This window comes from Dryocola boscaweniae, from assembly GCF_025215095.1.
Lineage (GTDB): Bacteria > Pseudomonadota > Gammaproteobacteria > Enterobacterales > Enterobacteriaceae > Dryocola > Dryocola boscaweniae.
Map to the genome: position 1 here is coordinate 238234 of NZ_JALHAP010000082.1, position 25613 is coordinate 263846.

A 25613-nucleotide genomic window follows, 5' to 3' on the forward strand; every position below is an offset into this window, starting at 1 on the left:
ATAAGGTTCACCCCGGTATCGCAGCCGGGGTGTAAGAGGCTACTACGATGACAATGGCAATGAAAATTCCCGGCCGAGAATTATGGTCTTATTTTGGTTATGGTTTAGGACAGTGTTTTAGCTTTGGGCTGGTGGGTTCGTTTATTAACTATTTTTACACCGACGTGCTGGGAATCTCCGCATTGGCGGCAAGCACCATCTTTCTGATTGCGCGCGCCTGGGATGCCGTTCACGATCCGTTTTTCGCCAGTATTATGGACACCATGAACACCCGCTTCGGTAAATTCCGCCATTTCATGCTGCTGGCGCCTTTGCTTATTACGGTGATGACGCTGGCCTCGTTTTATAATATTGACGCGCCGACCAGCACCAAAATTATTTATGCTGGCGTCACCTATATTTTTTGGGGCACGCTATACGCCATCTCGGATATTCCGTTCTGGTCGATGTCATCGGTAATGAGCAGTGAGCCGCGCGAAAGAACCAAAGCAGTCACCGCCGCGGTGCTCGGGGTTAACGCAGGCATAGCCTGTGCAAATATCTTCTTCCCAAGGCTGACGGCTTTCTTCGCGCCATACTCCAGCGACCACGGTTATTTTATGGCGGTGCTGGTGATGATGGTTATCGGCATGCTGTTAATGCTTAACGGCTTCTTTAACGTAAAAGAGCGCGTGCCGCCCAGCCACGAGAAAGTTACCATTCGGGATACCTTCCGCAATCTGCGGCAAAATAAACCGTTATTTTTTGTACTGGCCGCTTTCTTCTTCTGCGTGCTGCACAATATCGCCAACGGCATTTATATCTATTTCTTTATTTATAATATGGGTGACGGCGGGCTGCAGGCCGCAATCGGCGTTATCGGTATTATTGCCGCGCTTGCCTGTTTGCTGGCACCAATATTGACGCGCCGTTATAAAAAACGTTCTTTATTTATCGCCCTTTGCGCGCTGGATATTCTGGTAAGGGTGGTGTTGTGGTTCGCCGGCTATCACAACCTGACCGTGCTGTTTATTCTTCTGGGATTAAGCGCGCTTTTTGTCATGATGAGCAACCTGTTCACCTCGGCAATGATCGTCGACACCATCGAATATGCGGAATATCACTCCAATAAACGCTGCGCCGCGATTACCTTCTCCGGCCAGACCTTTACCGGGAAAATGTCAGTCGCGGTGGGCGGCGGGTTAATCGGCGTCTACCTGACAGCAATCGGCTACGTCCCGCAGGCTGCCACACAAACCGAAAGCGTGCTTAACGGGCTGTTTTTCGGCATCAGCCTGCTACCGGCTATCGGTTCGCTGATCCGCATCGGATTTATGTGGTTCTTTGATTTCACCGAAGATAAACACGCAGAAATCAGCCGCCTGCTTGCCCTAAGACGGGCTGGCGTAACCGAACCGGCCACGCCGCAGGGCACGGATAGCGACATAACGGAGCCGGTTTACCAGCGCTGAGCAGATAACAGAAAGCAAAAATCCCTGCCGCATACAAACGGCAGGGCTTTTTCACAGGGAACTTAAGTTGGGCTGCGCTCCGTTACGGTCTGAACCTCGGCTTCTTGCGCTGGCTGATTTGCCTTCTCCTCGCGATATTTCAAATTATCCCAGATGCGGAAGAACGGGTAATACATCACCAGCGAAATGCCTAAGTTCACAATCTGCAATACCGAGCCGGAGATATGCCCGCCGGTGGCAAGATAACCGCTGACCACAATCGGCGTGGTAAACGGCAGCGCAATGCCCGCAGGTTTAGCCACAAGTCCCGTGGTCATAGCGACATAAGAGACGATAACCAGCACCACCGGCGTGAGGATAAAGGGCACAACCAGATAGGGGTTCATCACGATAGGGATGCCAAACACCATCGGCTCGCTGATATTAAACAGGCTGCCGGGCGCTGCGATTTTACCGAGCTGCTTCATCTGCGCGCTGCGGCTGCGGATAAGCATAAAGATAACCAGCCCCAGCAGGGCGCCGGTGCCGCCTGGCGCAATCCACAGATCGTAAAACTGCTGCGTGATGATATGCGGAATGGGCAGGCCGTTTTGAAACGCCTCGAGGTTTTCCGACATATTGCTCAGCCAGACCGGGCGAATAAAGACCAGCACGATGGTGTCGCCGTGCAGGCCCAGCATCCACAGCACGCCAATCAGCAGCACCGAAATAATCATGCCCGGCAGGGAGCCGCCGACGTGGCTCATCGGGATGCCCACCAGTTCGGTTATCAGAGTATTGATATCGCCAAACGGCGTGGCTTCTACCAGCAGGCGCAGCGCCAGAACAACCGCCAGCACGCAAAAACCAGGGATCAAGGCGAGGAAAGATTTTGCCACCGCGGGCGGCACGCCTTCGGGCATCCGAATAACCAGATTGCGGTTGTTGATAAAACGATAAATTTCAGTGGAAAGCAGGGCGATAAGAATAGCGACGAACAGCCCCTGGCTACCAATCTGGCCCATTGGCAGCACGCCTTTTACTAACTGCGCGGCGTCGCCTGCGGCAGGCGTAAACATAATGTGCTGTGGAATCGTCATGATAAACGCTACCAGCGAGACGGCGCCGGCGGTCAACGGATCGATAGTGCGGTATTTTTCTGCCAGACGATAGGCGATACCGAAGGCGGAGATAATCGCCATGATGTCATAGGTGGCTTTAACCGGATAAAGCACTTTCTCCTGCCACGCCGGGCCGAACAAATTGCTCATCATCTGCGCGTAACCGGGCACCGGCAAATAAGCGAAGATAAGGAAAAACGAACCGATCAGCATAAACGGCATATTAAGAATAATACCGTCACGTACGGATAAAACATGTTTCTGCCCGGCGATTTTAAGCGCGGTAGGCAGCACGTATTTTTCAATAATGGATTTGTTGACTGACACAGACACCCCCTGCCCGGGGCAGATTTTGCCGACCGGGTATTCTCGTTTTTTGTTATTTCCGCCCGTGCAGACGGGCAGTGCGCCAGGATTGCGATTAACCGCTAAACTGCGGCAACCACGCTTTGTTTATGCTGAGCACTTCTTCGACAAGCGTTGAGGCCAGATTCACATCCGCGACCAGCGGATTGGCCACCAGCGCCAGCAAAGCTTTGCGTTTATCGCCGTGGACCGCCGCTTCAATCGTCAGACGTTCAAAATCTTTTACCTGCTGCGTCAGGCCGTTCATCAGCGGCGGTAGCTTACCGAAGGCCAGTGGATGCGCGCCCAACGCGTCAATCAGGCAATTCGTTTCAATCACCGCATCGTCCGCCAGCCCCTGAATAGCGCCATTGTTGGTGGTATTCACCACCATTTCAACGCCAAGGTTGTTGTGCAGCGCATTAATCAGCTCAACCGCCACTTCCGAATAGAAAGACCCGCCGCGCTGGCTGAGCTCTTCCGGTTTTTTATCCAGATCCGGGTCGGCGTAAAGTTTGAATAACGCTTCCTCCACCTTCATGACCTGCTCGGCGCGGGTGCCTTTAACGTCTGCGTCAGCCAGTTCGTCTTCAAGCATGGCGCGGGTTTGCCAGAAATAACGATGATAGGGGCAGGGAATAGCGCGCAACGCGCGCAGCAGATCCGCAGGCCAGGGGATGGCTTTAATATTGTTCATCGAAAGTTGTTCGCCGTCGCACAGCATTTCAAGGACTTCGTCGGTGGCGTCGCGGCCATCGGCCAGCACTTTATGCACCCAAACCATATGGTTGAGGCCCGCGAAGCGCAGGGAAACGCAGGAGTGCGGCAGCTTCAGCATGTCCGCAATAGTGTGATGCATGGTCACCGGGACGTTACATAGCCCGATAATTTTCGCTTTGCTGTAACGTGAAACCGCTTCCGTTACGATACCGGCCGGATTAGTGAAGTTGATTATCCATGCGTCCGGCGCCAGGCGTTCCACTCGACGGGCAATATCCAGCATCACCGGAATGGTGCGCAGCGCTTTCGCAAAGCCGCCGACGCCGGTGGTTTCCTGGCCCAGCAGCCTGTGGCTTAAACCAAGACGCTCATCGGCCGCGCGGGCAGGTAGTTGCCCCACACGTAGCTGAGTCAGTACGAAGCTTGACCCCTCGATTGCGCTGTCCGCATCAAAATGCACGGAAACTTTTACCGCTTCCAGCCCGTTTCGGTCCAGCATGCGGCGCGCAAGAGCGGCAATAATGTCAACTTTTTGGCGCCCGGCCTCCACGTCAACAAGGGCCAGTTCCGCCATTGGCAGCGAAGCATGGCGCTCGATCAGGCCTTCTATCAGTTCAGGGGTATAGCTGCTTCCCCCGCCAACAACGGTAATTTTCATTGTATTCTCCGTTCACCTCAGGCCATTAATGCAAGGGCTTTATCCAGCACGCGATCGCCGCGCATGGTGCCGTAATCCATCATGTCGATAACCGCAACCGGTTTGCCAAGCGGGGCGGAAAGTTCGCTCAGGCGTTGCAGTTCAAACTGCACCTGCGGCCCCAGAAGCACCACGTCGGCGTGACGGAGCCGGCTCTCGATTTCAGCAACCGGATAAGCATCGATTTCAATTTCCATGGAGCGCTTTGCTGCTTCCGCTCTCATTTTTTGCACTAGCATGCTGGTGGACATGCCCGCGGCGCAGCACAGCATAATCTTTTTCATCACAATTCCTCTCACAGTTGAAAACATATTTCATACATTAGCCGTTTTAAGCAGCGTGCATGAAAATTATTTTCATGAGTGTGATCGCGGTTGGATTATCGCTAAAGCTTATGTTGGCGAGGTGAAAATGCGATCGCTGGAGAAGATCTGAAATACTGTCGCCGCACACGGGCAAGCAATCACTCAGGTAAAAGCGCTTTCGTTGAAAAATAATTTCAATGATCTATGATGTTTGCAACGAGCCGTCGTCGCCGATTTAAGGAATCAACCCGTTATGGATATCGTTTATCAACTGGTACAGGGCATGTCTGGCCTGCCTGCGCAGGAATCCCGGCTTGCGCGCTTCTTCCTGGAAAACTTTGCGCAAATCCCTGAGTCGTCAATGGAGGAACTGGCGATCAAGGCAGGCGTGAGCCCTGCCACTTTGCAGCACTTCGCTCGCAGCATCGGCTGCGACGATATTAACGACTTCCTCGGTAAAGTTCGTCATCAGCAGCAGAACAACGGTCCGCGCTCCAGGCCTGAAGCCGTTGGCATACTGGGCGATGCCACCTGGGTTGAGCCGGATGCGTTGCAAAAGCTGGCGGCTCATGCCGGTATCGGCAGCGACATTCTGGAAAGGTTCTCGCATTCCATCGGCAAAGAAAGCGGCGGCGATATTCTCAGCCAGATACGCGCGCGTCTGAATGATTTCAGCCAGCAGGAGTCGCGCGTGGCGCAAACCATTCTTGACGACGTGGGGTTTGCCGCTTCGGCAACAATCGATCAACTGGCGACGGCTGCGGGTGTGAGTCCGGCGACCATAACCCGCTTTGCGCGAGCGGCAGGCTGCGATGATATTCGCGATTTGCGCATGAAGCTCGCGCAATCCAGCTCGCCTGTAACGAACGGGACGCTGCCGGAGCCCTGGCAAGAGAAGCTCAGCGGCGTGCATAGTTCGCTGAATTCACAGCTCAATGAGCTTTCGCCCGCTACGGTCGCTCGCGCCGCGCAGATGCTAAAACAAGCCACGGCGACGCATATTTTCAGCGCCAGCGGGGCAGACACGCCTTTTGCCAGCCTGTTGCAGTACCGTCTGCTCACGCTTGGTCATCCTGCGAATCTTTGCCAGGACAGCGCGCTGATGAGTATTACCGCCTCGATGCTTGGCGCAGGTCAGGTGCTGCTGATTTTTGCCAGTCATACGCCGGAAAACGCTTTAATAGCCGCGGTGCATCAGGCGCGGCGAAAGGGCGCGGGGATTATCGTTATCGCCCAGGGCGAATGCAGCTTTACGCAGCAGAACGATATTGTCTTGTCGCTAAAAGATAACCGTTATGGGCTTCTATTTCTTATCGATCTGTTATGCGATGGATTAACCCTGAAAGCTTAGCCCTGACTTTATTTTCCCGGCCGCAATAAGCTGAAAATTCACGCAATTGATTAGCCCGGGGTGCGGTGAGGCGCAAGTTAAAGCTTAATTTTGCATTATTTTATGTCGCCACATAGTTTAGCTAAATCCTGTTTGCTATAACTGAATGGCTTACATGCAAATTACAGGGATACAAAATGCGTACTTCTATTATTTTTAAGGCGGCATGCCTGAGCGGCCTGCTTGCGCTTGCCGGCTGTTCTTCATCCGTAACGGCTCCGGAAAAGTATTCTGGTTTTTTAAAGGATTATTCAGGGCTTCAGGAAACAACATCCCCCACGGGTAAAAGAATTTTACGCTGGGTTGATCCAGGCTTTAAAAGCAACAATTACGACAAACTCATTTATAACCCGCTTACCTACTATCCGGTGCCGAAACCAACGACTCAGCTTGGCGCGGAAACGCTGGATAAAATCCTGGCCTATGCCAATAGCCAGCTAAAAGCGAGTGCTGCGCAACGTATCCAACTGGTCAGCAAACCCGGTCCGCGCACCCTGATTTTCCATGGCGCTATTACGGGCGTGGACAGCAGCAAGCAGGGGCTGCAGTTCTATGAAGTTATTCCGGTCGCGATGATCGTTGCAGGCACGCAGGCGGCAACCGGGCACCGCACAATGGAAACCAACCTTTACTTTGAAGGCGAACTGATCGACGCATCCACCAATAAAGTTGTGATGAAGGTCGTGCGTAAAGGCGAAGGTAAAACGGTAAGCAACGAAAATACGCCGATCACCGTTGATTCGCTGAAAACCGTCATTGATAACATGGCAACCGATGCGACCATGTTTGAAATTAAATAAGCTTCATTAAAAAAGGGAGCCTGGCTCCCTTTTTTACGCGATTGTCTTGCCCCACGCTTTAAGCATTCCAGGTTTTGAGAACATCACCAGGTTGCCTGCCAGAATCATCGCCAGGCCTATAACCGCGTTGCTGTGCCAGACATAACCTTCGTAAATCGTTGAAAGGCTTAAGGCCACCAGCGGGAAAAGCAGCGTGCTGTAAGCCGCCTGGCTTGCGCCGATGCGCCCAACGAGGGTGAAATACGCGCCAAAAGCGATGACCGAACCGAATATCGCCAGGTAAAAAAGCGAACCGAGGTAGCGCGCGCTAAGCTCTGGCATAAACGAATCTCCGCAAGCCCAGGCAATCGCGCCCATAATGGCCGCGCCATAGAACATGGCATAGGTGTTGGTCGACAGGATTTCCAGCCTGCGACGCTGATGGCGCGTGCTGATCATATTTCCTAAAGAGAAGCCGAACGTTCCCAGCGCGCTAAGTCCAATACCCTGTAATAATTCCGGCGCTAGCCGTGTGGCGACCAAATCGTGCCAGAACAGCGCGACAACGCCTGCGATACCGAGCACCGCGGCTGGCAGCAGGTTAGCGTGCGGACGCTGGCGGAAAAACACCATGCTGTTAAAGGCGTTAAACAACACCGCCATAGAGAAAATCACCGATTCAAGTCCCGAGCTTATATAAGCCGCCGCGTGATAAAAGCAGAAGAAGTTAAAGCCAAAAACGCAGGCGCCCTGAAGCAGGCAAAACAGATGATCGCGCAGGCTGATGCGGCGCAAACGCCCGAGCGCGAGCAGCACCGTCAGCATCACCCCCGCTGCCACGGCAAAACGCCAGAAAATAGAAACCGGCACCGAAACCACGCCCTGCTGCATGTAAATAGCAAGCCAGGTCGTCCCCCAAATCACCACCACCAGAATATAAAGTACCGCGTTCATTTTGTTATCTCATCGTCGAACAGAAGCGACAGTTTGCAGATAACGCCAAAACCCCGCTTTCACCGCTTTGCGCGACTTGCATAATCTTGCGCATTTTTTTGTTTCCGCCGGGTTAATGGCTGGTAACCCGCAGCGGCTCTACATACACTAACGTTCTGGCCCTTAAGCGATCTTTACTCCATGACTCAGACCTACCTTGCCTTTGAAAATCTGCGTAAGCACAACGCCCGTCTGAATGACAGCGTGGAGCTTGGCTCGGGTATTCAACTGGCGGCCTGGTCGAATCAGAACGATCGCGTCACGCAGCTTAGCGATCACCACACGCTTAGCCTGTATATCAATAACGGGTACGAAACCTACCAGAAAACCTCGAGCGGCTGGAAAAACGGCGGCGGCCCGGACAGGTTTTGCCTGATGCCGCAGGACAGCGAAACAACCTGGGACATCCGCAACGATTTCTCGTTTGTGCATCTGTACTGTACGGACAGGCATCTGCGCCATATTGCTGAGCAAATCTGGGATCGCAGCCCGGCAAGGCTGCAACTGGATGAAAAGATATTTGCCGACGATCCGCGCATCACGCAGCTTTATCGCCACTTTTTGCTTAGCAGTAGCTGGCAGCAGAGCGCGAACCATATGACGTTAAGCACCGCTTCGACTTTGCTGCTTACCCATCTGGTGCAGAACTACAGCAGCGTGCAGTGGCGTCTGCCTGCGGTACGCGGCGGGCTGGCCCCGGTGGTTTTGCGAAACATTCAGGCCTGGATTGAACAGCATCTTAGCGAGCCGTTGACCCTGGCTGAGCTGGCGCATGAGGCGGGTTTAAGCGAGTTTCATTTTGCGCGCATGTTTAAACAATCCACTCAACTGGCTCCGCATCAGTACGTTATGCAGCGGCGTATGGCGCGGGCGGAAGCGCTGGTGCGCCATAGCGCGCTGCCGTTCACGGATATCGCGATGGCCTGCGGTTTCAGCTCCGCCAGCCATTTCAGCAACCGTTTTAAAACCACCGTTGGGATCACCCCTTCACAGCTACGCTCGGCGGGCCGTTAAGAAGACGCCGTAGCAAATTCCGCCCGCAACCAGCCCCCAGAAAGCAGAGCCTATTCCCGCAAGCGTAAGCCCCGATGCGGTGACCAGAAAAGTAACAATCGCCGCATCGCGTTCCCGCTCATGGTTCAGCGCCTGATGCAGGCTGCCAGCGATGGTGCTCAGCAGTGCAAGTCCGGCAAGCGTATGGATAAAGGCCAGCGGCAGGGCGGTGAGCAACGTTGAAATCGACCCGCCAAAAATGCCCGCCAGCAAATAAAAAACGCCAGCCGCAGCGGCAGCCAGCCATCGTTTAGCCGGGTCCGGGTGCGCCTCCGTTCCCTGACAAATCGCTGCGGTAATAGCCGCAATACAAACAGAAAACACGCCAAACGGCGCAAGCAGCAGGGCGATAGCCGCGGTGACTACCATCAGCGGCGAAACCGGAACGCTGTAGCCGGAAGCTTTCAGCGTCGCCACGCCAGGCGCATTCTGCGATGCCATAGTGACAAGGAAAAACGGCAGCCCGATGCCCAGTAAACTGCTCAAGGAAAAGTGCGGCGCGGTAAACGCCGGCATGACAACGCTCATCGTTATGCTTTCGGTTTTAAACTCGCCGGTCACCAGGCAAACCACCCAACCCGTTATTAACGCCACAACCACCGCGTAGCGCGGGGCACGGGCTTTTGCCAACAGCCAGCCGGCGAACATTGCGCCGCATAATAGAAAGTGACCCTGTAACGAAACGAAAGCGTCCAGACCAAAGCGCAGAAGAATTCCCGCCAGCATCGCCGCCGAAAGGGTATGCGGGATCAGGCGCATCAGACGAGCGAACAAGCCGGTAGCGCCGCAAATTAAAATGAGCGCCGAGGAGAAAATAAAGACGCCGACGGCTTCATTTATCGAGCTGCCGGGCAGGCTGGTCGCCAGCAGCGCAGCGCCGGGCGTGGACCAGGCGGTTAGAATCGGGGCGCGATACCAGAGCGTTAGCGCAAGCGTGCTGAAACCCATACCGATACCGAGCATGGTCAGCCAGCCGGCGATTTGTGACGCGGTGGCGCCCGCGGCATCCGCCGCCTGCCAGATAATGGCCGCTGAGCTTGCGTAACCCACCAAAACGGCAACAAATCCTGCAAGCACCGTAGGCAACGGAACTGAGAATGCGCGCATGACTTCCCCTTTGTGCGTTATAACGTCCGTCGGACTATAGCATCGTGCGTTATAGCGTACAAGGCGCTATAATCCGCCCGTTAATTCAGGAGAGAAAGATGGATATTGCCGCCCATTTGAGTGCAAAACTGAAAGCCTTGCGCCAGGCGCGAGGCTGGAGTCTGACGCTTGCCGCCGAGAAAACGGGCGTGTCGAAAGCCATGCTCGGTCAGATCGAACGTAATGAATCCAGCCCCACGGTGGCGACCTTATGGAAGATTGCCACCGGCCTGAACGTGCCGTTTTCGGTATTTCTTCAGTCGGGCGAACCGCCGGAGCGGCCGGTATTCGATCCGCAAAACAGCGATATGGTTGTGGTGCCGCTCTTTCCTTACGACGAACAACTGCGCTTTGATCTATTTTCCATCATGCTTGCGCCAGGCGCGCTGAGCGAATCGTCCCCGCACGACAGCGGGGTGATTGAACACGTCACGGTTATTAGCGGCGCGCTGGATATGCAGGTTCAGGGAAAGTGGCAGACGTTACGTGCGGGAGAAGGTTTGCGCTTCGCGGGTGACGAAGCGCACGGCTATCGCAACAGCGGACCGGAACGCGCGCATTTCCATTCGCTGATTCATTATCCTTGAGCTTCCCGGTTCAGGGATGGATGGCTTACTCTTCGCTAAACCAGTCGCTGTTTTCCTGACGGATAAGCAAAATTGACTGGCTAATCTCATGCAGATGACGATGCATCGCCTGGTCCGCTTCGTCCTCGTTGTGCTTCTTCAGCGCTTCGAAAATAGCGTAATGCTGGGCCAGCAGCATGTTCGTTGGGGAAACGTGGTCGAGGCTCATGTAGCGCACGCGGTCCATCGTTGCCTTAATATTTTCAACGGTATCCCAGGCCAGACGGCAATCGGCCACCAGCGCCAGTTGTTCATGAAACTCATCGTCAAGCTGGAAAAAATCGTCAAGCTGATTACGATCGATGGCGACGCGCTGCTGGTTTAACAGTTGCTCAAGCATATAAAGATGGCTGTCTGTCGCCATGCTTGCGGCACGCTTCACCACGGCGCGTTCAATGGCCTCGCGTATAAAACAGCCATTCTTCACATGATTAACGGAAATCCTATTCACGTAAGTGCCGCGCTGAGGACGAATCTGTACCAGCCCCGTTTCTGCAAGCTTAATGAAAGCTTCCCGCACCGGCTGGCGGGAAACGTCAAAACGCATGGAAACTTCTTTCTCGGAAAGCGGGGTGCCGGGCGGAATCAAACAATGAACGATATCGCTGCGTAGAATACGATAAATTTGCTGGTTAACCGGCTGCGTAGGATTAAGAACCGAAGATGAAGGCATGACTTTGTTTCTTATTTAGAAAAACTTATGCAAATTTAACACTTATTTGCGAAATCTCCCATACCCGGACGGACGCCGGGCAGGGAAAGGCCGTTATTCTTCGCGGTGTACGCTAAGTCCGGCAAAGGTCTGGCTCACCGGCATCATTTCAAGGGTATTGATATTGACGTGTTTTGGCAGCGTCGCTACCCACCAGATGGCTTCCGTCACATCTTCAGGCGTCAGCGCATTGGCATTCTCGTAGGTTTTATCCGCTTTCCCGTCGTCGCCTTTAAAGCGCACGTTGGAAAACTCGGTGCCGCCTACCAGACCCGGTTCGATATCCGTTACGCGAATGGCGGTTTTATGCAGATCGGTGCGCAGATTCAGGCTGAACTGGCGCACAAAGGCTTTGGTTGCGCCATAAACGTTGCCACCGGCATAAGGCCAGCTACCGGCGGTAGAACCAATATTAATGATGTGCCCGCGGTTGCGTTCCACCATGCCCGGCAGTACGGCTCGGGTCATGTACACCAGGCCCTTATTATTGGTGTCGATCATCGTTTCCCAGTCGTCGGGATCGGCTTTATGAGCAGGCTCCATGCCTAACGCAAGGCCGGCGTTATTCACCAGAATATCGATATTGCGCCATTCGGCTGGCAACTGTTCCATCGCCTGTTCGATGGCCGCCCGGTTACGGACATCAAGCTGCAGCGTCAGGATGCTGTCGCCCAGCTCGTCCTGCAGCTCCAGCAGACGTTCTTTGCGACGACCGGTCGCAATCACTTTATGGCCATTTTGCACGAAACGACGGGTAATGCTTTCACCAAAGCCAGCGGTGGCGCCGGTTACCATAATAATCATGTCACTGTTCCTCAACGCTTTTATGTCGTAATACCTTAGCATGCTAACCGGGGCTTACGATAACTGAAGTTTCAGGCGCCGTCTGCTGCGCGATAGTAGTGCATATCCGGGCAAACGTTGCCACATAGGGGTGCATAAAGGGTAGCGCAAAGCAGCCATCCGCAAGGTTTACTCAAAGCAACCGATTGCCACTAAAATTCAACCTGGCATCATCATTGCAACACTCAGTTAACTTTTCATAAAAACATAACAGGTGCTGCGATGGTGATTAATTATACGCAAGCGTTACGCGGTCAGTTTTTTGATATCACACAGGTCGGCGCATCGGCCCAAAATCTGGCGACGAATGCCCGTCATATTACCGACGGTTTGCTGTTTCTGAATGGCGGCACGATTGCGGCGCTTTTACCCTGGGATGAAGGGCAGCGCATGCTGCGCAATGAAACGGATTATCTTGATTATCGCGACAAGCTTATTCTTCCCGGCTTTGTCGATACCCATCTTCATTACCCGCAAACCGAAATGATTGGCGCTTACGGCGAACAGCTTCTCGAATGGCTGCAAACCTACACGTTTCCGGTGGAAAGCCAGTACGTCAGCCACGATCACGCCGCTCGCATGTCGGCTTTTTTCCTCAGTCAGCTACTCAGCAACGGCACCACCACGGCGCTGGTGTTTGGCACGGTGCATCCACAATCGGTGGATGCGCTGTTTAGCGCGGCGGAACGCGTCGGCATGCGCATGATTGCCGGAAAGGTCATGATGGACAGAAACGCGCCGGATTACCTGACCGAAACGCCGGAGCAAAGTTATCAGCAAACGCGCGATCTGATTTTGCGCTGGCATAAACGTGGCCGCCTTAATTACGCGTTAACGCCGCGATTCGCGCCGACTTCCTCTCCGGAACTGCTGTCCGCCGTGCAAAAGCTGCGGGAAGAATTTCCCGATACCTGGGTTCATACGCACCTGAGCGAAAACAGCGACGAAGTGGAATGGGTAAAAGCGCTGTGGCCGGAGCATGCCAGCTACCTTGGCGTTTATCATCACTACAAACTAACCGGTAAGCGCAGCGTTTTTGCGCACGGGATTCATCTGCAGGAATGCGAATGGGACTGTCTGCAACACACCGATTCTTCGGTGGCGTTTTGCCCGACTTCTAACCTGTTTTTGGGCAGCGGCCTCTTTAACCTCAAACAGTGCATGCAAAAGGGCGTGCGCATGGGGATCGGCACGGACGTCGGGGCGGGAACAACCTTCAATATGCTGCAAACCCTGGCGGAGGCCTACAAAGTCGCCCAACTGCAAAGCTACCGTTTGTGCGCCAGCGAAGCCTTCTACCACGCAACGCTTGGCGGCGCGCACGCGCTGGATCTGGATACCAAAATTGGCAACTTCCAGGCCGGAAAAGAGGCGGATTTTGTGGTGCTCGATCCTGCCGTAACGCCGCTGCAAAAGCTGCGTTACGCCAATAGCCGCGATATCTACGAAAAATTGTTCGTACTGATGACGCTGGGAGATGATCGCAACATCTGGCAAACATGGGTGGACGGCAAATGCGTCTGGCAGCGCGAAATGCTGGAGGTGGCCGCATGATCCAGTTTCTGCTTAATCAAACGCTGAAAACCATCAGCGATGTCGATCCGAACACAACGGTGCTGAACTGGCTGCGGGGAACGGAGCATCGCTGCGGAAGCAAAGAGGGTTGCGCCTCCGGAGATTGCGGAGCCTGCACCGTGGTTCTGGGCCGCGTAGACGGCGATAAAATGCGTTACGACACGGCAAACGGCTGCATCACGCTCATCAGCCAGCTCGACGGAAAGCAATTGCTGACGGTGGAAGATCTTGCTGAAAACGGCGAACTTCACCCGGTGCAGCAGGCGATGGCGGACTGCCACGCTTCGCAGTGCGGCTTCTGTACGCCGGGCTTTGTGATGTCCATCTTCGCCCTGCAAAAAACGCAGGCTGACGTGCAGCTTCATGATATTGAACAGCACCTTGGCGGAAACTTGTGCCGTTGCACCGGCTATCGGCCCATTATCGAGGCCGCCGGGCGAGCCTGTAAAACGAAAGACGACCAGTTTACTCAGTCCGAACCGCAAACCGTCGAGCGGCTAAAAACCCTGGCCACTGCCGAAACGGCAACGTTAATAAAATCAAGTCGCTGCCTGCTGCCCAAAAGCCTTCCGGCGTTAGCGGAACTGTACGCGCAGCATCCACAGGCCAGGCTGCTGGCGGGCGGCACCGATCTGGCCCTGAGCATCACCCAGCAGTATCAGACCCTCCCGCTGATAATAGGCCTGAGTCAGGTTGCGGAACTTAAAACCATTGATATCAGCGACGAAGAAATACGCATCGGTGCGGCAGCCCCTTTGCAGACATGCCAGCAGGCGCTGGAAGGCCCGCTGCCTGCCTTTGCAAAAGTGCTGGAGCGATTTGCCTCGCGGCAGGTGCGCAATCATGGAACGCTGGGCGGGAACCTGGCGAACGCTTCCCCCATAGGCGACTGCGCGCCCGTACTGCTGGCGCTGGATGCGGTGCTGGAATTGCGCCGCGGCGCGCTCAAACGCAGGCTGCCGCTGGATGAATTTTTCGTGGGCTACCGTCAAACTGCATTAAAAGCGGGGGAGTTTATCAGCCATATCATTATTCCACGCGTGACGGTGTCACCGAAATTTGCCGCGTGGAAAATTTCCAAACGTAAAGACGATGATATTTCCACGGTATTTGGCGCATTTAACCTGCATATCAATGAAGGCGTGGTGATGAGCGCGCGAATCGCCTTCGGCGGCATGGCCGCAACGCCTGCCCGGGCAGTGGAGTGTGAACGGGCTTTGCTCGGCCAGCCGTTAAATGCGCAGTCCCTTGCTAAGGCAAACCTGGCGCTGGCGGCGGACTTCCAGCCGCTGAGCGATTTTCGCGGCAGCGGGCGCTATCGTCTGGCCGTCGCGCAAAACCTGCTGCACCGTCTGATGCTGCAATATACAACACCCGCCAGCGTTCTGGAGATACAGGATTATGTCAACTAACCCCGTGCGCCTCACAGAACAGGCGCTGATCGAACAGTTTTCCCGGGAGCTAAACGGCGGCGCGGGGCGCAGCCGTAAACACGAAAGCGCTGATAAGCAGGTGAGCGGTAAAGCGGAATATATCGACGATAAGCTCACTTTGCCCGGCCTGCTGCATCTGTGCCCGGTTTTGAGCGAGCATGCCCACGCAAAAATCTTGAACATCGACATCAGCGAATGCCTGACCATTCCCGGCGTAGTACGCGTATTTAGCTGGCGGGACGTGCCGGGCGAGCTGGATATCGGGCCGTTAGCGCCAGGCGATCCGCTGTTTGCCAGAGACGTTGTGGAGTATCACGGCCAGGTGGTGCTGACCCTTGCCGCCGATACGCAGGAAGCCGCCCGCGCTGCGGCGCAGCTCGCAAAAATTGACTATGAAATCCTCGAACCGATTCTCGACGTTGAAGAGGCGTTAAAACGAGAAAACTATGTTGAAGCGCCGCATACTCACCAGCGCGGCGACGCTCGAGGCGCATTAGCTGCGGCGGAGCATCGCATTCAGGGAGCGTTTCATATCGGCGGTCAGGAGCACTTTTATCTGGAAGGGCAAATCGCCATGGTGCAGCCGGGCGAAGACGGCAGCGTGACGGTCTGGTCTTCCACCCAGCACCCAACGGAAGTGCAAAAGCTGGTAGCTTCGGTGCTCGGCGTTTCGATGAATAAAGTGACCGTTGATATGCGCCGGATGGGCGGCGGCTTCGGCGGCAAGGAAACCCAGGCGGCAAGCTTTGCCTGTCACGCGGCGCTTGCGGCGATACTCACAGGGCGACCGGCCAAAATGCGTCTTTCACGACGCGACGACATGCGCATTACCGGCAAACGTCACCCGTTCTTTGTCCGTTACGACGTGGGTTTTACCGGCGAAGGAATCCTCAACGGCGTGATTATCGATCTGGCGGCAAACTGCGGTTACTCGCTTGATCTCTCCGGATCGATTTGCGACCGCGCCATGTTCCACGCCGACAACGCCTATTATCTGGGCGACGTGCTTATTACCGGCTATCGCTGCCGCACAAATCTTGCGTCCAACACGGCCTACCGGGGATTCGGTGGCCCGCAGGGCATGGTGGCCATCGAGCAAATCATGGACCATATAGCGCGCGAGCTGGGGCTCGATCCGCTTGAAGTACGCAAACGTAATTATTACGGCGAAGCCGAACGCAACGTCACCCATTACCACCAGAAAGTCGAACATAACATCCTGCCGGAAATCACCCGGCAGCTTGAACAAAGCGCCGGTTACGAGATGCGCCGCGCTGAAATTGCTGCCTTTAACCGCCAAAGCCCGGTGCTAAAACGAGGGCTTTCGCTTACGCCGGTTAAGTTCGGCATTTCGTTCACCTCCAGCTTTCTGAACCAGGCGGGCGCGCTGATCGTGATCTACACGGACGGCACCGTGCAGCTCAACCACGGCGGCACAGAAATGGGACAAGGGCTGAATACCAAAGTGGCGCAGATTGTCGCGGAAGTCCTGCAAATCCAGCCGGAACAGATTCAGGTTTGCGCAACCAGCACGGGCAAAGTCCCCAATACGTCGCCGACGGCGGCATCGTCCGGGGCGGATCTGAACGGTAAAGCCGCTGAAATGGCGGCGATAACGATTAAACAACGCCTGGTTGAAATGCTTACCCGCCTGCATCACTGCGAAGCCGAACAGGTACAGTTCCGCAACGGCGTGATAAAAGTGCCCGGTCATCATTTCAGCTTTGCTGAAGTCGCGAATATGGCCTGGCTTAACCAGGTGCCGCTTTCCGCCACGGGATTCTACAAAGTGCCGGGCATTCATTACGATCGCGCAGCCGGGCGCGGGCAGCCGTTCTATTACTTCTCCTGGGGCGCGGCCTGTTCGGAAGTGATTGTCGATACCTTAACGGGAGAATACCGCCTGCTGCGCGCTGATATTCTTCACGATGTCGGTAATTCACTGAACCCGGCGCTGGACATCGGCCAGATAGAAGGCGGATTTGTACAGGGAGCGGGCTGGCTGACAAGCGAAGAGCTGGTGTGGAATGAAAAAGGGCGGCTGATGACCGACAGCCCGATGAGCTATAAAATTCCGGCCATCAGCGACACACCGCCTGACTTACGCGTAAATCTGCTGGCCAATCACGCCAATCCGCAGCAAACGGTTTACCGCTCGAAGGCGGTTGGCGAGCCTCCTTTCATGCTGGGTATTTCCGTGTGGTGCGCCTTACAGGACGCGGTAGCCAGCGTTTCTGGCTACCAGAAACATCCGCTGCTGGATACGCCCGCCACGCCGGAGCGCGTTTTTTGGGGCTGTCGGGAGGCGATATGAACGATGAGTGGATTAGCATTCTGATGCAGCTACGCGAACGCCGTGAACCCTGCGTACTGTTGACCTTGCTGGCGGACAAAGGCTCGGTGCCGCGTAACGGCGGCACAAAAATGGTGGTCGGGCTGGAACAAACGTGGCTGACGCTTGGCGGAGGGAATCTGGAATTTCAGTGCATCGCCATGGCGCGTGAAATGCTGGCAAATCATGCTGCCGTCCCGCGTAGCGAACATTTTAATCTTGGCGCCCGGCTGGGCCAGTGCTGCGGCGGCATGACTACGGTGCTGTTTGAGCCGCTGATCCAGCCGCAGCCGCAGATTATCGTATTCGGCGCAGGGCACGTCGGCAAAGCCCTGGTTTCATTATTAGCAACGTTACCCTGTCACATTACCTGGGTGGACGAGCGCTCTGAGCAGTTCACGGACGTGCCAGCAGGCGTGAAAGCCTTGCATGCAGAAGATCCGCTCGATGCCGTCGCCGCGGCCGCAGCGCAAAGCTACTTTATCGTTATGACCCATCATCATCCTCGCGATTTAGAACTGGCCGAAGCCATTCTGAAACGCGGCGATTACCGCTATTTCGGCCTGATTGGTTCACGCACTAAACGCCAGCGTTTTGAGTATCGTCTGGCCGGAAAAGGGATTAATAGCGGGCAATTAAACGCCATGCGCTGTCCGATCGGGTTACCCGATGTGAAAGGCAAACTTCCGGCTGAAATTGCGGTGGCCATCGCCGCAGAGATTATTGCTGTGTATCAGACCGCCTCCTGACTTTGGCGGATGACGCTCTTGCTTATCCGCCCTACAATCAATGCACTGGTTTTCGTAGGGCGGGTCAGCGAACGCGACATCCGCCTTCTGGTTTACTTATTCCGGGAGCATAGAATGTTGTCAGACAACCCGTTTTACCACGTCAGTTTATTGCCGTATCAGGCCCCGCCTTTCGATCAAATCAATGACGTTCATTATCGGCCGGCTTTTGATGACGCAAAACGCCGCAAACTCGGCGAAGTGGCGCTTATCACTCAGAATCTCGACGCGCCGACGTTTGAAAATACTTTTCTGGCGCTTGAGCAAACCGGGCAAATGCTCGCGCGCGTCACCAGCGTCTTTTTTGCCATGACGGCGGCGCACACCAACGACTATCTGCAACAGCTTGATGAAGAGTTTGCCAGCGAACTGGCGGAGCTTAACGATGAAATTCGGCTGAACGAAGCGCTTTTCGCGCGCATCGATGCGGTATATCAGCAGCGAAATACGCTGAATCTTGACGCCGAATCCCTGCGTCTGGTGGAGGTTGTCTGGCAACAGTTTAAGCTGGCCGGCGCTACCCTGAACAATGAGCTAAAAACGCGCCTGAAGCAGCTTAATAAAGAAGCGGCGCAGCTAAGCAGCCAGTTTAATAATCGCCTGCACGCGGCGGGCAAGGCCGCAGGTCTGGTGCTGGATTATGCTCATCAGCTTGAGGGCTTAAGCAGCAGCGAAATCGCTGCGGCTAAACAGGCCGCAGCGGATAAAGGCCTGGCCGATCGCTGGCTGATTCCACTGCTGAACTTCACTCAGCAGCCCGCGCTGCAATCGCTAACCGATCGCCAGACCCGTGAGAATCTGTTTAAAGCAGGATGGGAACGCACGCAGCACAGCGACGGCAACGACACGCGCGCGATTGTGGCAAGGCTCGCAGCGTTGCGTGCAGAACAGGCGCAACTGCTGGGGTTTGAGAATTATGCAGCCTGGAAAATTGCCGATCAGATGGCGAAAACGCCGGACGCCGCGCTGACGTTCATGCGCAATATCGTGCCTGCGGCAACGGCCCTGGCAAAGCGGGAACTGGCGGATATTCAGCAGGTTATCGACGAACAGCAGGGCGGATTTACGGCAGAAGTCTGGGACTGGGCATATTACGCCGAGCAGGTTCGCCGTGCGAAATACGATCTCGACGAGGCGCAAATCAAACCTTACTTTGCGCTCAACAGCGTGCTGGAGAACGGCATGTTCTGGGCGGCGAGCAAGCTGTTTGGCCTGAGTTTTGCCGAGCGGTTTGATATCCCGACATACCATCCGGACGTGCGCATCTGGGAAATCTTCGATAAGGACGGGCGCGGCATGGCGCTGTTCTACGGCGACTATTTTGCCCGCGACAGCAAAGGCGGCGGCGCGTGGATGGGGAATTTTGTCGAGCAATCCACCCTGTTTGAAAATGCCCCCGTTATTTATAACGTCTGTAACTACGTGAAACCGGCAGACGGAGAGCCCGCGCTGATCTCATGGGATGATGTGGTAACGCTGTTCCACGAGTTTGGCCATACGCTACACGGCCTGTTTGCCACGCAGCGTTACGCCACGCTTTCCGGTACCAACACGCCACGCGATTTTGTGGAGTTCCCGTCGCAAATCAACGAACACTGGGCGCGCCAGCCCGAGGTCTTCGCCAACTACGCCCGCCATTATCAGACAGGCGAAGCGATGCCAGAGCCGCTGCGCGAAAAACTGTTCCGTGCCGCCCAGTTCAATAAGGGCTACGACATGACGGAACTGCTTGCCGCAGCGCTGCTGGATATGAACTGGCACAGCCTTGAGCCGGGTGCGAACGTGGCGGACGTGGTGCAATTTGAAACCAGCGCGCTGGAAAAAGAGAGCATCAATCTGCCTGAAGCGCCTCCTCGTTACCGCAGCAGTTATTTCGCGCATATCTTCGGCGGCGGTTACGCGGCGGGCTATTACGCTTATATCTGGACGCAAATGCTGGCCGACGACGGCTATCAGTGGTTTGTGGAGCAGGGTGGATTAAGCCCCGAGAACGGGCAGAGATTCCGCGAAGCGATTTTATCGCGAGGAAACAGCAGCGATCTCGCCCAGCTTTATCGCGACTGGCGCGGGCACGATCCCTATAGCGAACCCATGCTGAAAAACCGTGGTTTAAGCGAATAGCTTGTGGATCTAAAAAACAGAACCGGGCGAAATACCCGGTTTTGAGATCGGCCCAGGAATTTAGCGGCTGTTTGAAGCTTTACTCAGCAATTCCCGTAGTTTCTCACGATGCAAATCGCTGACATCGTGCGGATGGCGATAGCCGATATTCTCCACCGCGCGGGCATATAACGCCACCAGCCAGTCGTAAACATAGCTTGCGTTGCCGCGGGCAGGCGTTTCACCAAGCTTCGTCAAACGCTTAGACGCCTGCGCCTGGGCTTGCGGAGCAAAGATCTTCGCGCCTTTGTTTACGCGGCTTGCCGGGCGGTTGGACTGCGGCACGACGGCGTAACCGAGCCAGTTGACGAAATCCCCTAATACGTTGCTGGCGCAGGTGATTTCCTGGGCCATGCTGCCGTCGCCAGATTGCAGCGCCTCTTCGAGCAGGTCCGGCAACTTCAGGCGTAAGCTTGCGATAATCAGCAGGTCGCAAAGCGCCCGGAGCTGGGCGTTATCCAGCCCAAAAAGCTGCGCCGCATCCGCTCTTTGCGCAAGGCTACGCAGATGCGCAACCCATAGCTTATGTGCTTCAGACGCGTAGCTTGCGGGATTCATCTCTTGCGGATTTTCACCGTCATCGTCGGCAAACAGGTCGATATCTAACTGGAAACCAGCCGGTCTTTTGGTCGCCTGCTGATGATGGCGCTGCCAGCATTGCAGCAGCGCATGACGCTCCGGCACCAGGCTTGCCAGCAGCTCGCCGTGCAGCGCGGCGTTTGACTGTAAAGCGCGAACCAGGCGTTCTGCCTGTTGACGGGCCGTTACTGGCGTGACGCTGTGCGCGTCGCTGAACCGCTGGAATATCTCACCGGTTCGCGTGTTAACCGCGTTTTGCAGGATGGCTATTCGCCGGGCGCGGCGCTCGCCGTTTATGGCATCGGTTAGCCATTCCAGCAGGCGATGCATGTTGCGGCTGTCCAGCGCCTGCAGCGTTCCCCAACGTTTTCCGGCCTGACCGATTAAGCGCTGCACGCCGTCGTCCACGCTCGCGTTTTGCGTAAAACGGGCGTCGAAGGGGGTAATTGTCCAGATCAGGCCCGGTAAAGCGGCCTGAGCCCCTTGCGTATTGTCCACCCAGCGGGCAAGCGCTTTGCCTGCGGATTTCACTTCCGTCCGCTCGCAGGCGGCGTTGCAGACCAGCAACGTATCCGGCTCAAGCCGGTCGGTATAGTAATCAATTTGCGCAAGGGGGATGTCGATGATGTCCACGTTGCGGAGCGCCGGGGCGTTACTCAACGTCAGGCAAACTTCCGCGCAAAGCGCCAGCAGGTCACGCTGCGCAAGGCTCACCGGCGAACCAGCCTCGTTACCCAACAGCGGGCAAATCATCACGTCGGCCTGCAATTCCGGCTCATTCGGCGTGGCCGGGATCAGAAAACCTTCGGCGGGAAGCAGGAATGTATCGACCAGTAAACTGGCCGGAGCGAGGACGCGGCTTGTTTCGCCAATATGATGCAGCGTATCGCTCAGATGCTGCCACTGAGCCGTTAAATTAGCGTCATCTCCCCAAAACAACGCGAGCAGCGAAACGCGGTCGGATGGCGTAAGCCTTGGGATGAGATCGGCCATTTGCTGCCAGAGCGCGTCTTCAGGATGGTGCTGACGGCGCAGTTGCGCATGGTAACAACGGGCAATATCGGCAACCTGCTGGCTGGATATTCCCGCGACAATCTGCGCCTGGCGCCTGGTTTGCAACTCGGCGATGCGTGCGGCAATCACGCTGGATTGCGCCACGCGCGGTTCGGGCCGGGCATGATATTCGCGGATTATCCGCTGCGCTAAATCGCTTTCGTTAAATAAAGTCAGCAGCAGCGGGAAATTTTCGACGGCCGGGGCGGCGTTCTCGCTAAAGCGAACGGCAAGCGTAGCGGTGGAATGGCCGGGATTAATATGCGTCAGATAATCCAGCGTTTTTTCACCCAGCGCAATTTCAATGCGCCCGGTATGGTTTGCCAGCAGCGCGCTGAGTAAATGGTGCTTACCGGCAACGGAATGACCGTATAAACCCAGGGCTGGCGGCTGTGCCGACAGGGCTTCAAGCTGCTGCTGGCGGCGCTGCAACGGCAGCATCTGCGCCAGAAGGCCGTCGGCTTCGCTTTCTAACAGCGGGGCATAAGCGCGAGTATCCTGGATCCAGCTCGTAAGGTCTTGCAGCACGTTTTTTGGTTGACTCACGGTTGGCTGATTCATTTTTGATAGACGCTCCCGCTGTCAATCCAGTAGTGACTTGCGCCGCTGTAGCTGCCCGCAAGGGTATTGAGTTTAAAGCTAAGCTGGCTGAGCGGCACTTTGCTACCGTCCTGCAGCCAGGCTTCCGCTAACACGAAAGCATCGGCGTCGCGGGTTTGCTGCAACCGCACGTTCAGCACGCCGTCGCCGGCGATAGATTTGGCAAGGGAGGCGGAGTTGATCGCCAGCGTATAAAGCGGCGTGGCGGGCCAGCGGGCGTTATCGAGCTGACGGAAACCGAGGCAGGCGTTGCCGCGCAGCGGGAAGTGCAGGCGGGTATCCAGCGTGGCCTTCGGGTTATCAAGGTCGATATCGCGATACCAGACGTTTTCTTCGCTCAGCACGTTGTTGCCGTCAAGCATGCCGAGGTAGCGCACGGTGGAGTAGGCCTGAATATCAGCGGCTTTAAAGTTAAAGCCGGGCAGGCGCAAATCCATCGCCAGGCTGCATAACATAGCGCCTACGGCCGCGGTAGATTTCGGGTTGCCGATGCGGCCCTGCTGGCTGAACGGATACCATTCGTGCGTCTGATAATTATCGAGCCAGACGATACGGTTTACCGGCACCGGCTGAAGATGGCGCAGCAAAGCCTGTACGCCCGGCAAACAGGCCGGGCGGCCGGTGACCAGCAACACGTCGCAGCAGTAATGGCTGATAACTTCGCACAACGCCTGTAACGGCGCGGTGAGCGTAAATTGCCCGCTCATCAGCGCTTCCTGCAGGGAAGCCAGCTCCACCTGAATCGGTACGCTGAACAAATCGAACGCCGGGGCGTCCGCCGGCAGCGCGTGCTGTACCGCCTGCTGAACGTAATTAATGACGTTATCCGTTGGGCGGCTGGTCAGCAGCTCGCCAAAGGTGGCTTCAAGGGTCGCCTGGCGATCGTCCGGATCGCTGTTTTCCCAGTAATTCAGCACCGCGTGGCCGAGGGGAATAAACAACTGCAAAGCCGTTTGCTGGCGCAATGTGCCGCGCGTATCCATGCGGCCCGATTCGCCAAACAGCGTGGTCATCAATCCGGTGACGTCGGCCACGCCCGCCTGGTGAATTTTCGCCTGCAAGGCTTGCAGCACGCAGCGCTGAATCACATCCAGCAGAATGTCGTCACCGGCAACCTTGAACCCTTCGCGGAACAGCAGGCGCGGGGCGATCTTCACGTTGCTGCCCACGCCGTCATCAAGCTGATACTGCGTGATCGCCATGTCCGTGGTGCCGCCGCCAATATCAATGGAGGCAACGCGCAGGGTTTTTCCCACGGGTTCTTCTTCGCTAAGCAGCCGATCCGGGCGCGCAAGACGACGGAAAAACGTCCCGCTTTGTCCGGCGTAATTCACAATCGCTTCGTTATACAGCCAGACGAGCTGCCCGCAGGTGGCTTCGTCCCACTCCATATGCACATCGGGAACCGGCACAACGCTTTTCTCTTTGTCGCGTTCGAGAGTAAAACCTTCATCCGCCGGATGCCATTCCATCGCTTTCCACACCAGGGCTACGGCTTCACGCATTCGCTGGCTGAACAGCTCGCGCTCCTGTTTTGGCATCGCGGAAGGCAGGGTGAGGATCAGGTTGCGTAGCAGGCGGGGGGCGTTAAGGTGCCCCATGCTCTGACGCGAGCCGACGCTGTTGATTTGCATCAGCGCCTGGGATAACAGTTCGCAAAGCATCAGCGTCATCAGCGAGCTGCGGCTGTACTGCGGGGAAAAGACCGGCAGACGCTCGTCCATCGGCAGGCTGTAGAGCGGCTGGCCGTCGTCGTTCATCAGGTTCATCAGCGGGAAGGCGGTGGCGAGCGGCTCGCGCTGGGTTTTTACGCCCATCTGGCTGAAGCGCCAGTCCTGGCTTGCCGGGGTTTCATCCCACAGATAGCGACGCGGGCTTGAGATGCCGCTCGCACCTTCCGTGCCAAGACGTTCGCTGGCCATGCGACGCGCCTCGCTGCCCACGCGGGCGATCGACGGCCAGACGAATGCGTCATCCCGGCCGCTTTCCACGGAAAAATGCTGCTTGCCGAATTTGGCTTCCGAGAACTCAAGGCGGCTGGTAAACATCGCCTCGTTGATAAACTGCGGCTCGCTCAGCGAGCGGATTTGCAGCTCTGCCGTCTGGCGCAGGCCGTCATTGGCTTCGCCGTGATCTTCGATGAGCACGCCGCAGGTATGGGTATTGCCCACATCCAGCACCAGATCCACGGGAATAGCCGGGGATTGCAGGGTCGCGGTGACGATTTTCACTTCCGGCACGGCGAGCTGCGCGCCGAGCATTTCAAGAATATTGAGGTAGTGAGCCTGGTATTCGAACATCTTCATCGCGCTTGCGATTTCACGCTCGGTGCGTGATTCGTGACGCGTCACAAACTGGGTAAAGACTTCACGCAGCCAGCCGTCAACCCAGGTCTGATCGAGAAAATCGTGGATCTCCTGATTTTGCCAGGCCAGGGCAAACCGGGCGCCGTTGCGGACATCGTTTTGCGTTGGCGCAAGGTGGGCCGCCGGGTTGTCATCGGCATAAATTTTGGTGTCCAGCGCAATGCTGACGCGCACGGTATTGCCCGCGGAGTCCGGCGTTTCAAGGCAGCGGATCTGCACTCGCGCCCAGTTATCCGGCCCGCCGACAAAAGTCCGCGGCGGATTAAAACGCTGAAACGGCAGCGGCAGCCAGGTTTTATCCAGCACTTTCAACGAATGGCCAAGCGTAATGGTGCTTTCAGGCTTCACGACTTCCGGCGCGCCGCCTTCGGTGTCAGGCAGCGTAAATTTGCCGGGCACAACGTCGTAATCAAGACGCAGCAGCGGGCCGTTAGCGGTTTTACGCACATAACGCCCGGTGTGCGGGGCGTTAGGCTGAGGGGCGAGGCCAAAATCCAGAAACTGGATGCCGCTGTCTTTAATGAGCGTCACGCTCGGCTTGTAGTGGAGCAGGTTGGCAAGCATAGG

At 56.0% G+C, this 25613-nt stretch carries 19 protein-coding genes; 10 read left to right on the forward strand and 9 right to left on the reverse strand.

The features are described from left to right. Positions 1-47 precede the first annotated feature (47 nt). The gene (locus tag MUA00_RS18530; protein WP_271124464.1) at positions 48-1451 is read left to right on the forward strand and encodes an MFS transporter; all 1404 of its coding nucleotides are present in this window, start codon (positions 48-50) and stop codon (positions 1449-1451) included. 62 nt (positions 1452-1513) lie between these two features. Here the strand turns inward: MUA00_RS18530 and celB are convergent, their stop codons facing one another. The 3 genes from celB to MUA00_RS18545 form a co-directional block, all read right to left on the reverse strand. Then, entirely contained in the window at positions 1514-2878 is a 1365-nt protein-coding gene (gene celB / locus MUA00_RS18535) for a PTS cellobiose transporter subunit IIC (protein ID WP_271124465.1), read from the reverse strand. A 94-nt stretch (positions 2879-2972) separates the two neighbouring features. Then, positions 2973-4274 carry a 6-phospho-beta-glucosidase gene (locus MUA00_RS18540; protein WP_271124466.1) on the reverse strand — a complete coding sequence of 434 codons (1302 nt, stop codon included), beginning with the start codon at positions 4272-4274 and terminating at the stop codon, positions 2973-2975. Between the two features lie 17 nt (positions 4275-4291). After that, positions 4292-4597, reverse strand: coding sequence for a PTS sugar transporter subunit IIB (locus tag MUA00_RS18545; RefSeq protein ID WP_271124467.1), 306 nt, complete (start codon positions 4595-4597; stop codon positions 4292-4294). A 274-nt stretch (positions 4598-4871) separates the two neighbouring features. On the opposite strand from MUA00_RS18545, the gene MUA00_RS18550 reads away from it, so the two are divergent. After that, a complete protein-coding gene (locus MUA00_RS18550; RefSeq protein WP_271124468.1) occupies positions 4872-5969 on the forward strand; it encodes a MurR/RpiR family transcriptional regulator in 1098 nt (365 codons plus the stop codon). A 176-nt stretch (positions 5970-6145) separates the two neighbouring features. Further along, positions 6146-6808, forward strand: coding sequence for a DUF3313 domain-containing protein (locus MUA00_RS18555; protein ID WP_271124469.1), 663 nt, complete (start codon positions 6146-6148; stop codon positions 6806-6808). A gap of 33 nt (positions 6809-6841) precedes the next feature. On the opposite strand, the gene MUA00_RS18560 is transcribed toward MUA00_RS18555, so the two are convergent. Beyond that, positions 6842-7741, reverse strand: coding sequence for a DMT family transporter (locus MUA00_RS18560; RefSeq protein ID WP_271124470.1), 900 nt, complete (start codon positions 7739-7741; stop codon positions 6842-6844). 180 nt (positions 7742-7921) lie between these two features. Here MUA00_RS18560 and MUA00_RS18565 point away from each other — a divergent pair, with 180 nt between their 5' ends. Further along, positions 7922-8794, forward strand: a complete 873-nt coding sequence (locus MUA00_RS18565; RefSeq protein ID WP_271124471.1) for an AraC family transcriptional regulator — start codon at positions 7922-7924, stop codon at positions 8792-8794. Here the strand turns inward: MUA00_RS18565 and MUA00_RS18570 are convergent. Further along, a complete protein-coding gene (locus MUA00_RS18570; RefSeq protein WP_271124472.1) occupies positions 8774-9940 on the reverse strand; it encodes a benzoate/H(+) symporter BenE family transporter in 1167 nt (388 codons plus the stop codon). The genes MUA00_RS18565 and MUA00_RS18570 overlap by 21 nt on opposite strands. A 98-nt stretch (positions 9941-10038) precedes the next feature. Here MUA00_RS18570 and MUA00_RS18575 point away from each other — a divergent pair, with 98 nt between their 5' ends. Beyond that, positions 10039-10566: a helix-turn-helix domain-containing protein gene (locus tag MUA00_RS18575; RefSeq protein ID WP_271124473.1), complete on the forward strand. Its 528-nt coding sequence runs from the start codon at positions 10039-10041 to the stop codon at positions 10564-10566. 25 nt (positions 10567-10591) lie between these two features. Here MUA00_RS18575 and MUA00_RS18580 read toward each other — a convergent pair whose 3' ends face one another. Together MUA00_RS18580 and ydfG are read right to left on the reverse strand one after the other, a co-directional pair. Continuing rightward, a complete protein-coding gene (locus MUA00_RS18580) occupies positions 10592-11278 on the reverse strand; it encodes a GntR family transcriptional regulator (protein WP_271124474.1) in 687 nt (228 codons plus the stop codon). Between the two features lie 93 nt (positions 11279-11371). Continuing rightward, positions 11372-12121, reverse strand: coding sequence for a bifunctional NADP-dependent 3-hydroxy acid dehydrogenase/3-hydroxypropionate dehydrogenase YdfG (ydfG, locus tag MUA00_RS18585; RefSeq protein ID WP_271124475.1), 750 nt, complete (start codon positions 12119-12121; stop codon positions 11372-11374). A gap of 261 nt (positions 12122-12382) precedes the next feature. On the opposite strand from ydfG, the gene guaD reads away from it, so the two are divergent. The 5 genes from guaD (at position 12383) to dcp (ending at position 20409) form a co-directional block, all read left to right on the forward strand. After that, positions 12383-13714, forward strand: coding sequence for a guanine deaminase (guaD, locus tag MUA00_RS18590; RefSeq protein WP_271124476.1), 1332 nt, complete (start codon positions 12383-12385; stop codon positions 13712-13714). Continuing rightward, the gene (gene xdhA, locus MUA00_RS18595; protein ID WP_271124477.1) at positions 13711-15147 is read left to right on the forward strand and encodes a xanthine dehydrogenase small subunit; all 1437 of its coding nucleotides are present in this window, start codon (positions 13711-13713) and stop codon (positions 15145-15147) included. The genes guaD and xdhA overlap by 4 nt, the downstream gene beginning before the upstream one ends. Continuing rightward, positions 15137-17482 carry a xanthine dehydrogenase molybdopterin binding subunit gene (gene xdhB, locus MUA00_RS18600; RefSeq protein WP_271124478.1) on the forward strand — a complete coding sequence of 782 codons (2346 nt, stop codon included), beginning with the start codon at positions 15137-15139 and terminating at the stop codon, positions 17480-17482. The genes xdhA and xdhB overlap by 11 nt, the downstream gene beginning before the upstream one ends. Further along, positions 17479-18249, forward strand: a complete 771-nt coding sequence (gene xdhC, locus MUA00_RS18605; protein WP_271124479.1) for a xanthine dehydrogenase accessory protein XdhC — start codon at positions 17479-17481, stop codon at positions 18247-18249. The genes xdhB and xdhC overlap by 4 nt, the downstream gene beginning before the upstream one ends. Before the next feature lie 114 nt (positions 18250-18363). Next, the gene (gene dcp / locus MUA00_RS18610; RefSeq protein ID WP_271124480.1) at positions 18364-20409 is read left to right on the forward strand and encodes a peptidyl-dipeptidase Dcp; all 2046 of its coding nucleotides are present in this window, start codon (positions 18364-18366) and stop codon (positions 20407-20409) included. A gap of 60 nt (positions 20410-20469) precedes the next feature. On the opposite strand, the gene MUA00_RS18615 is transcribed toward dcp, so the two are convergent. Further along, positions 20470-22641 carry a virulence factor SrfC family protein gene (locus MUA00_RS18615; RefSeq protein ID WP_271124481.1) on the reverse strand — a complete coding sequence of 724 codons (2172 nt, stop codon included), beginning with the start codon at positions 22639-22641 and terminating at the stop codon, positions 20470-20472. Further along, positions 22638-25610 carry a virulence factor SrfB gene (locus MUA00_RS18620; protein ID WP_271124482.1) on the reverse strand — a complete coding sequence of 991 codons (2973 nt, stop codon included), beginning with the start codon at positions 25608-25610 and terminating at the stop codon, positions 22638-22640. The genes MUA00_RS18615 and MUA00_RS18620 overlap by 4 nt, the downstream gene beginning before the upstream one ends. Between the last annotated feature and the right edge of the window lie 3 nt (positions 25611-25613).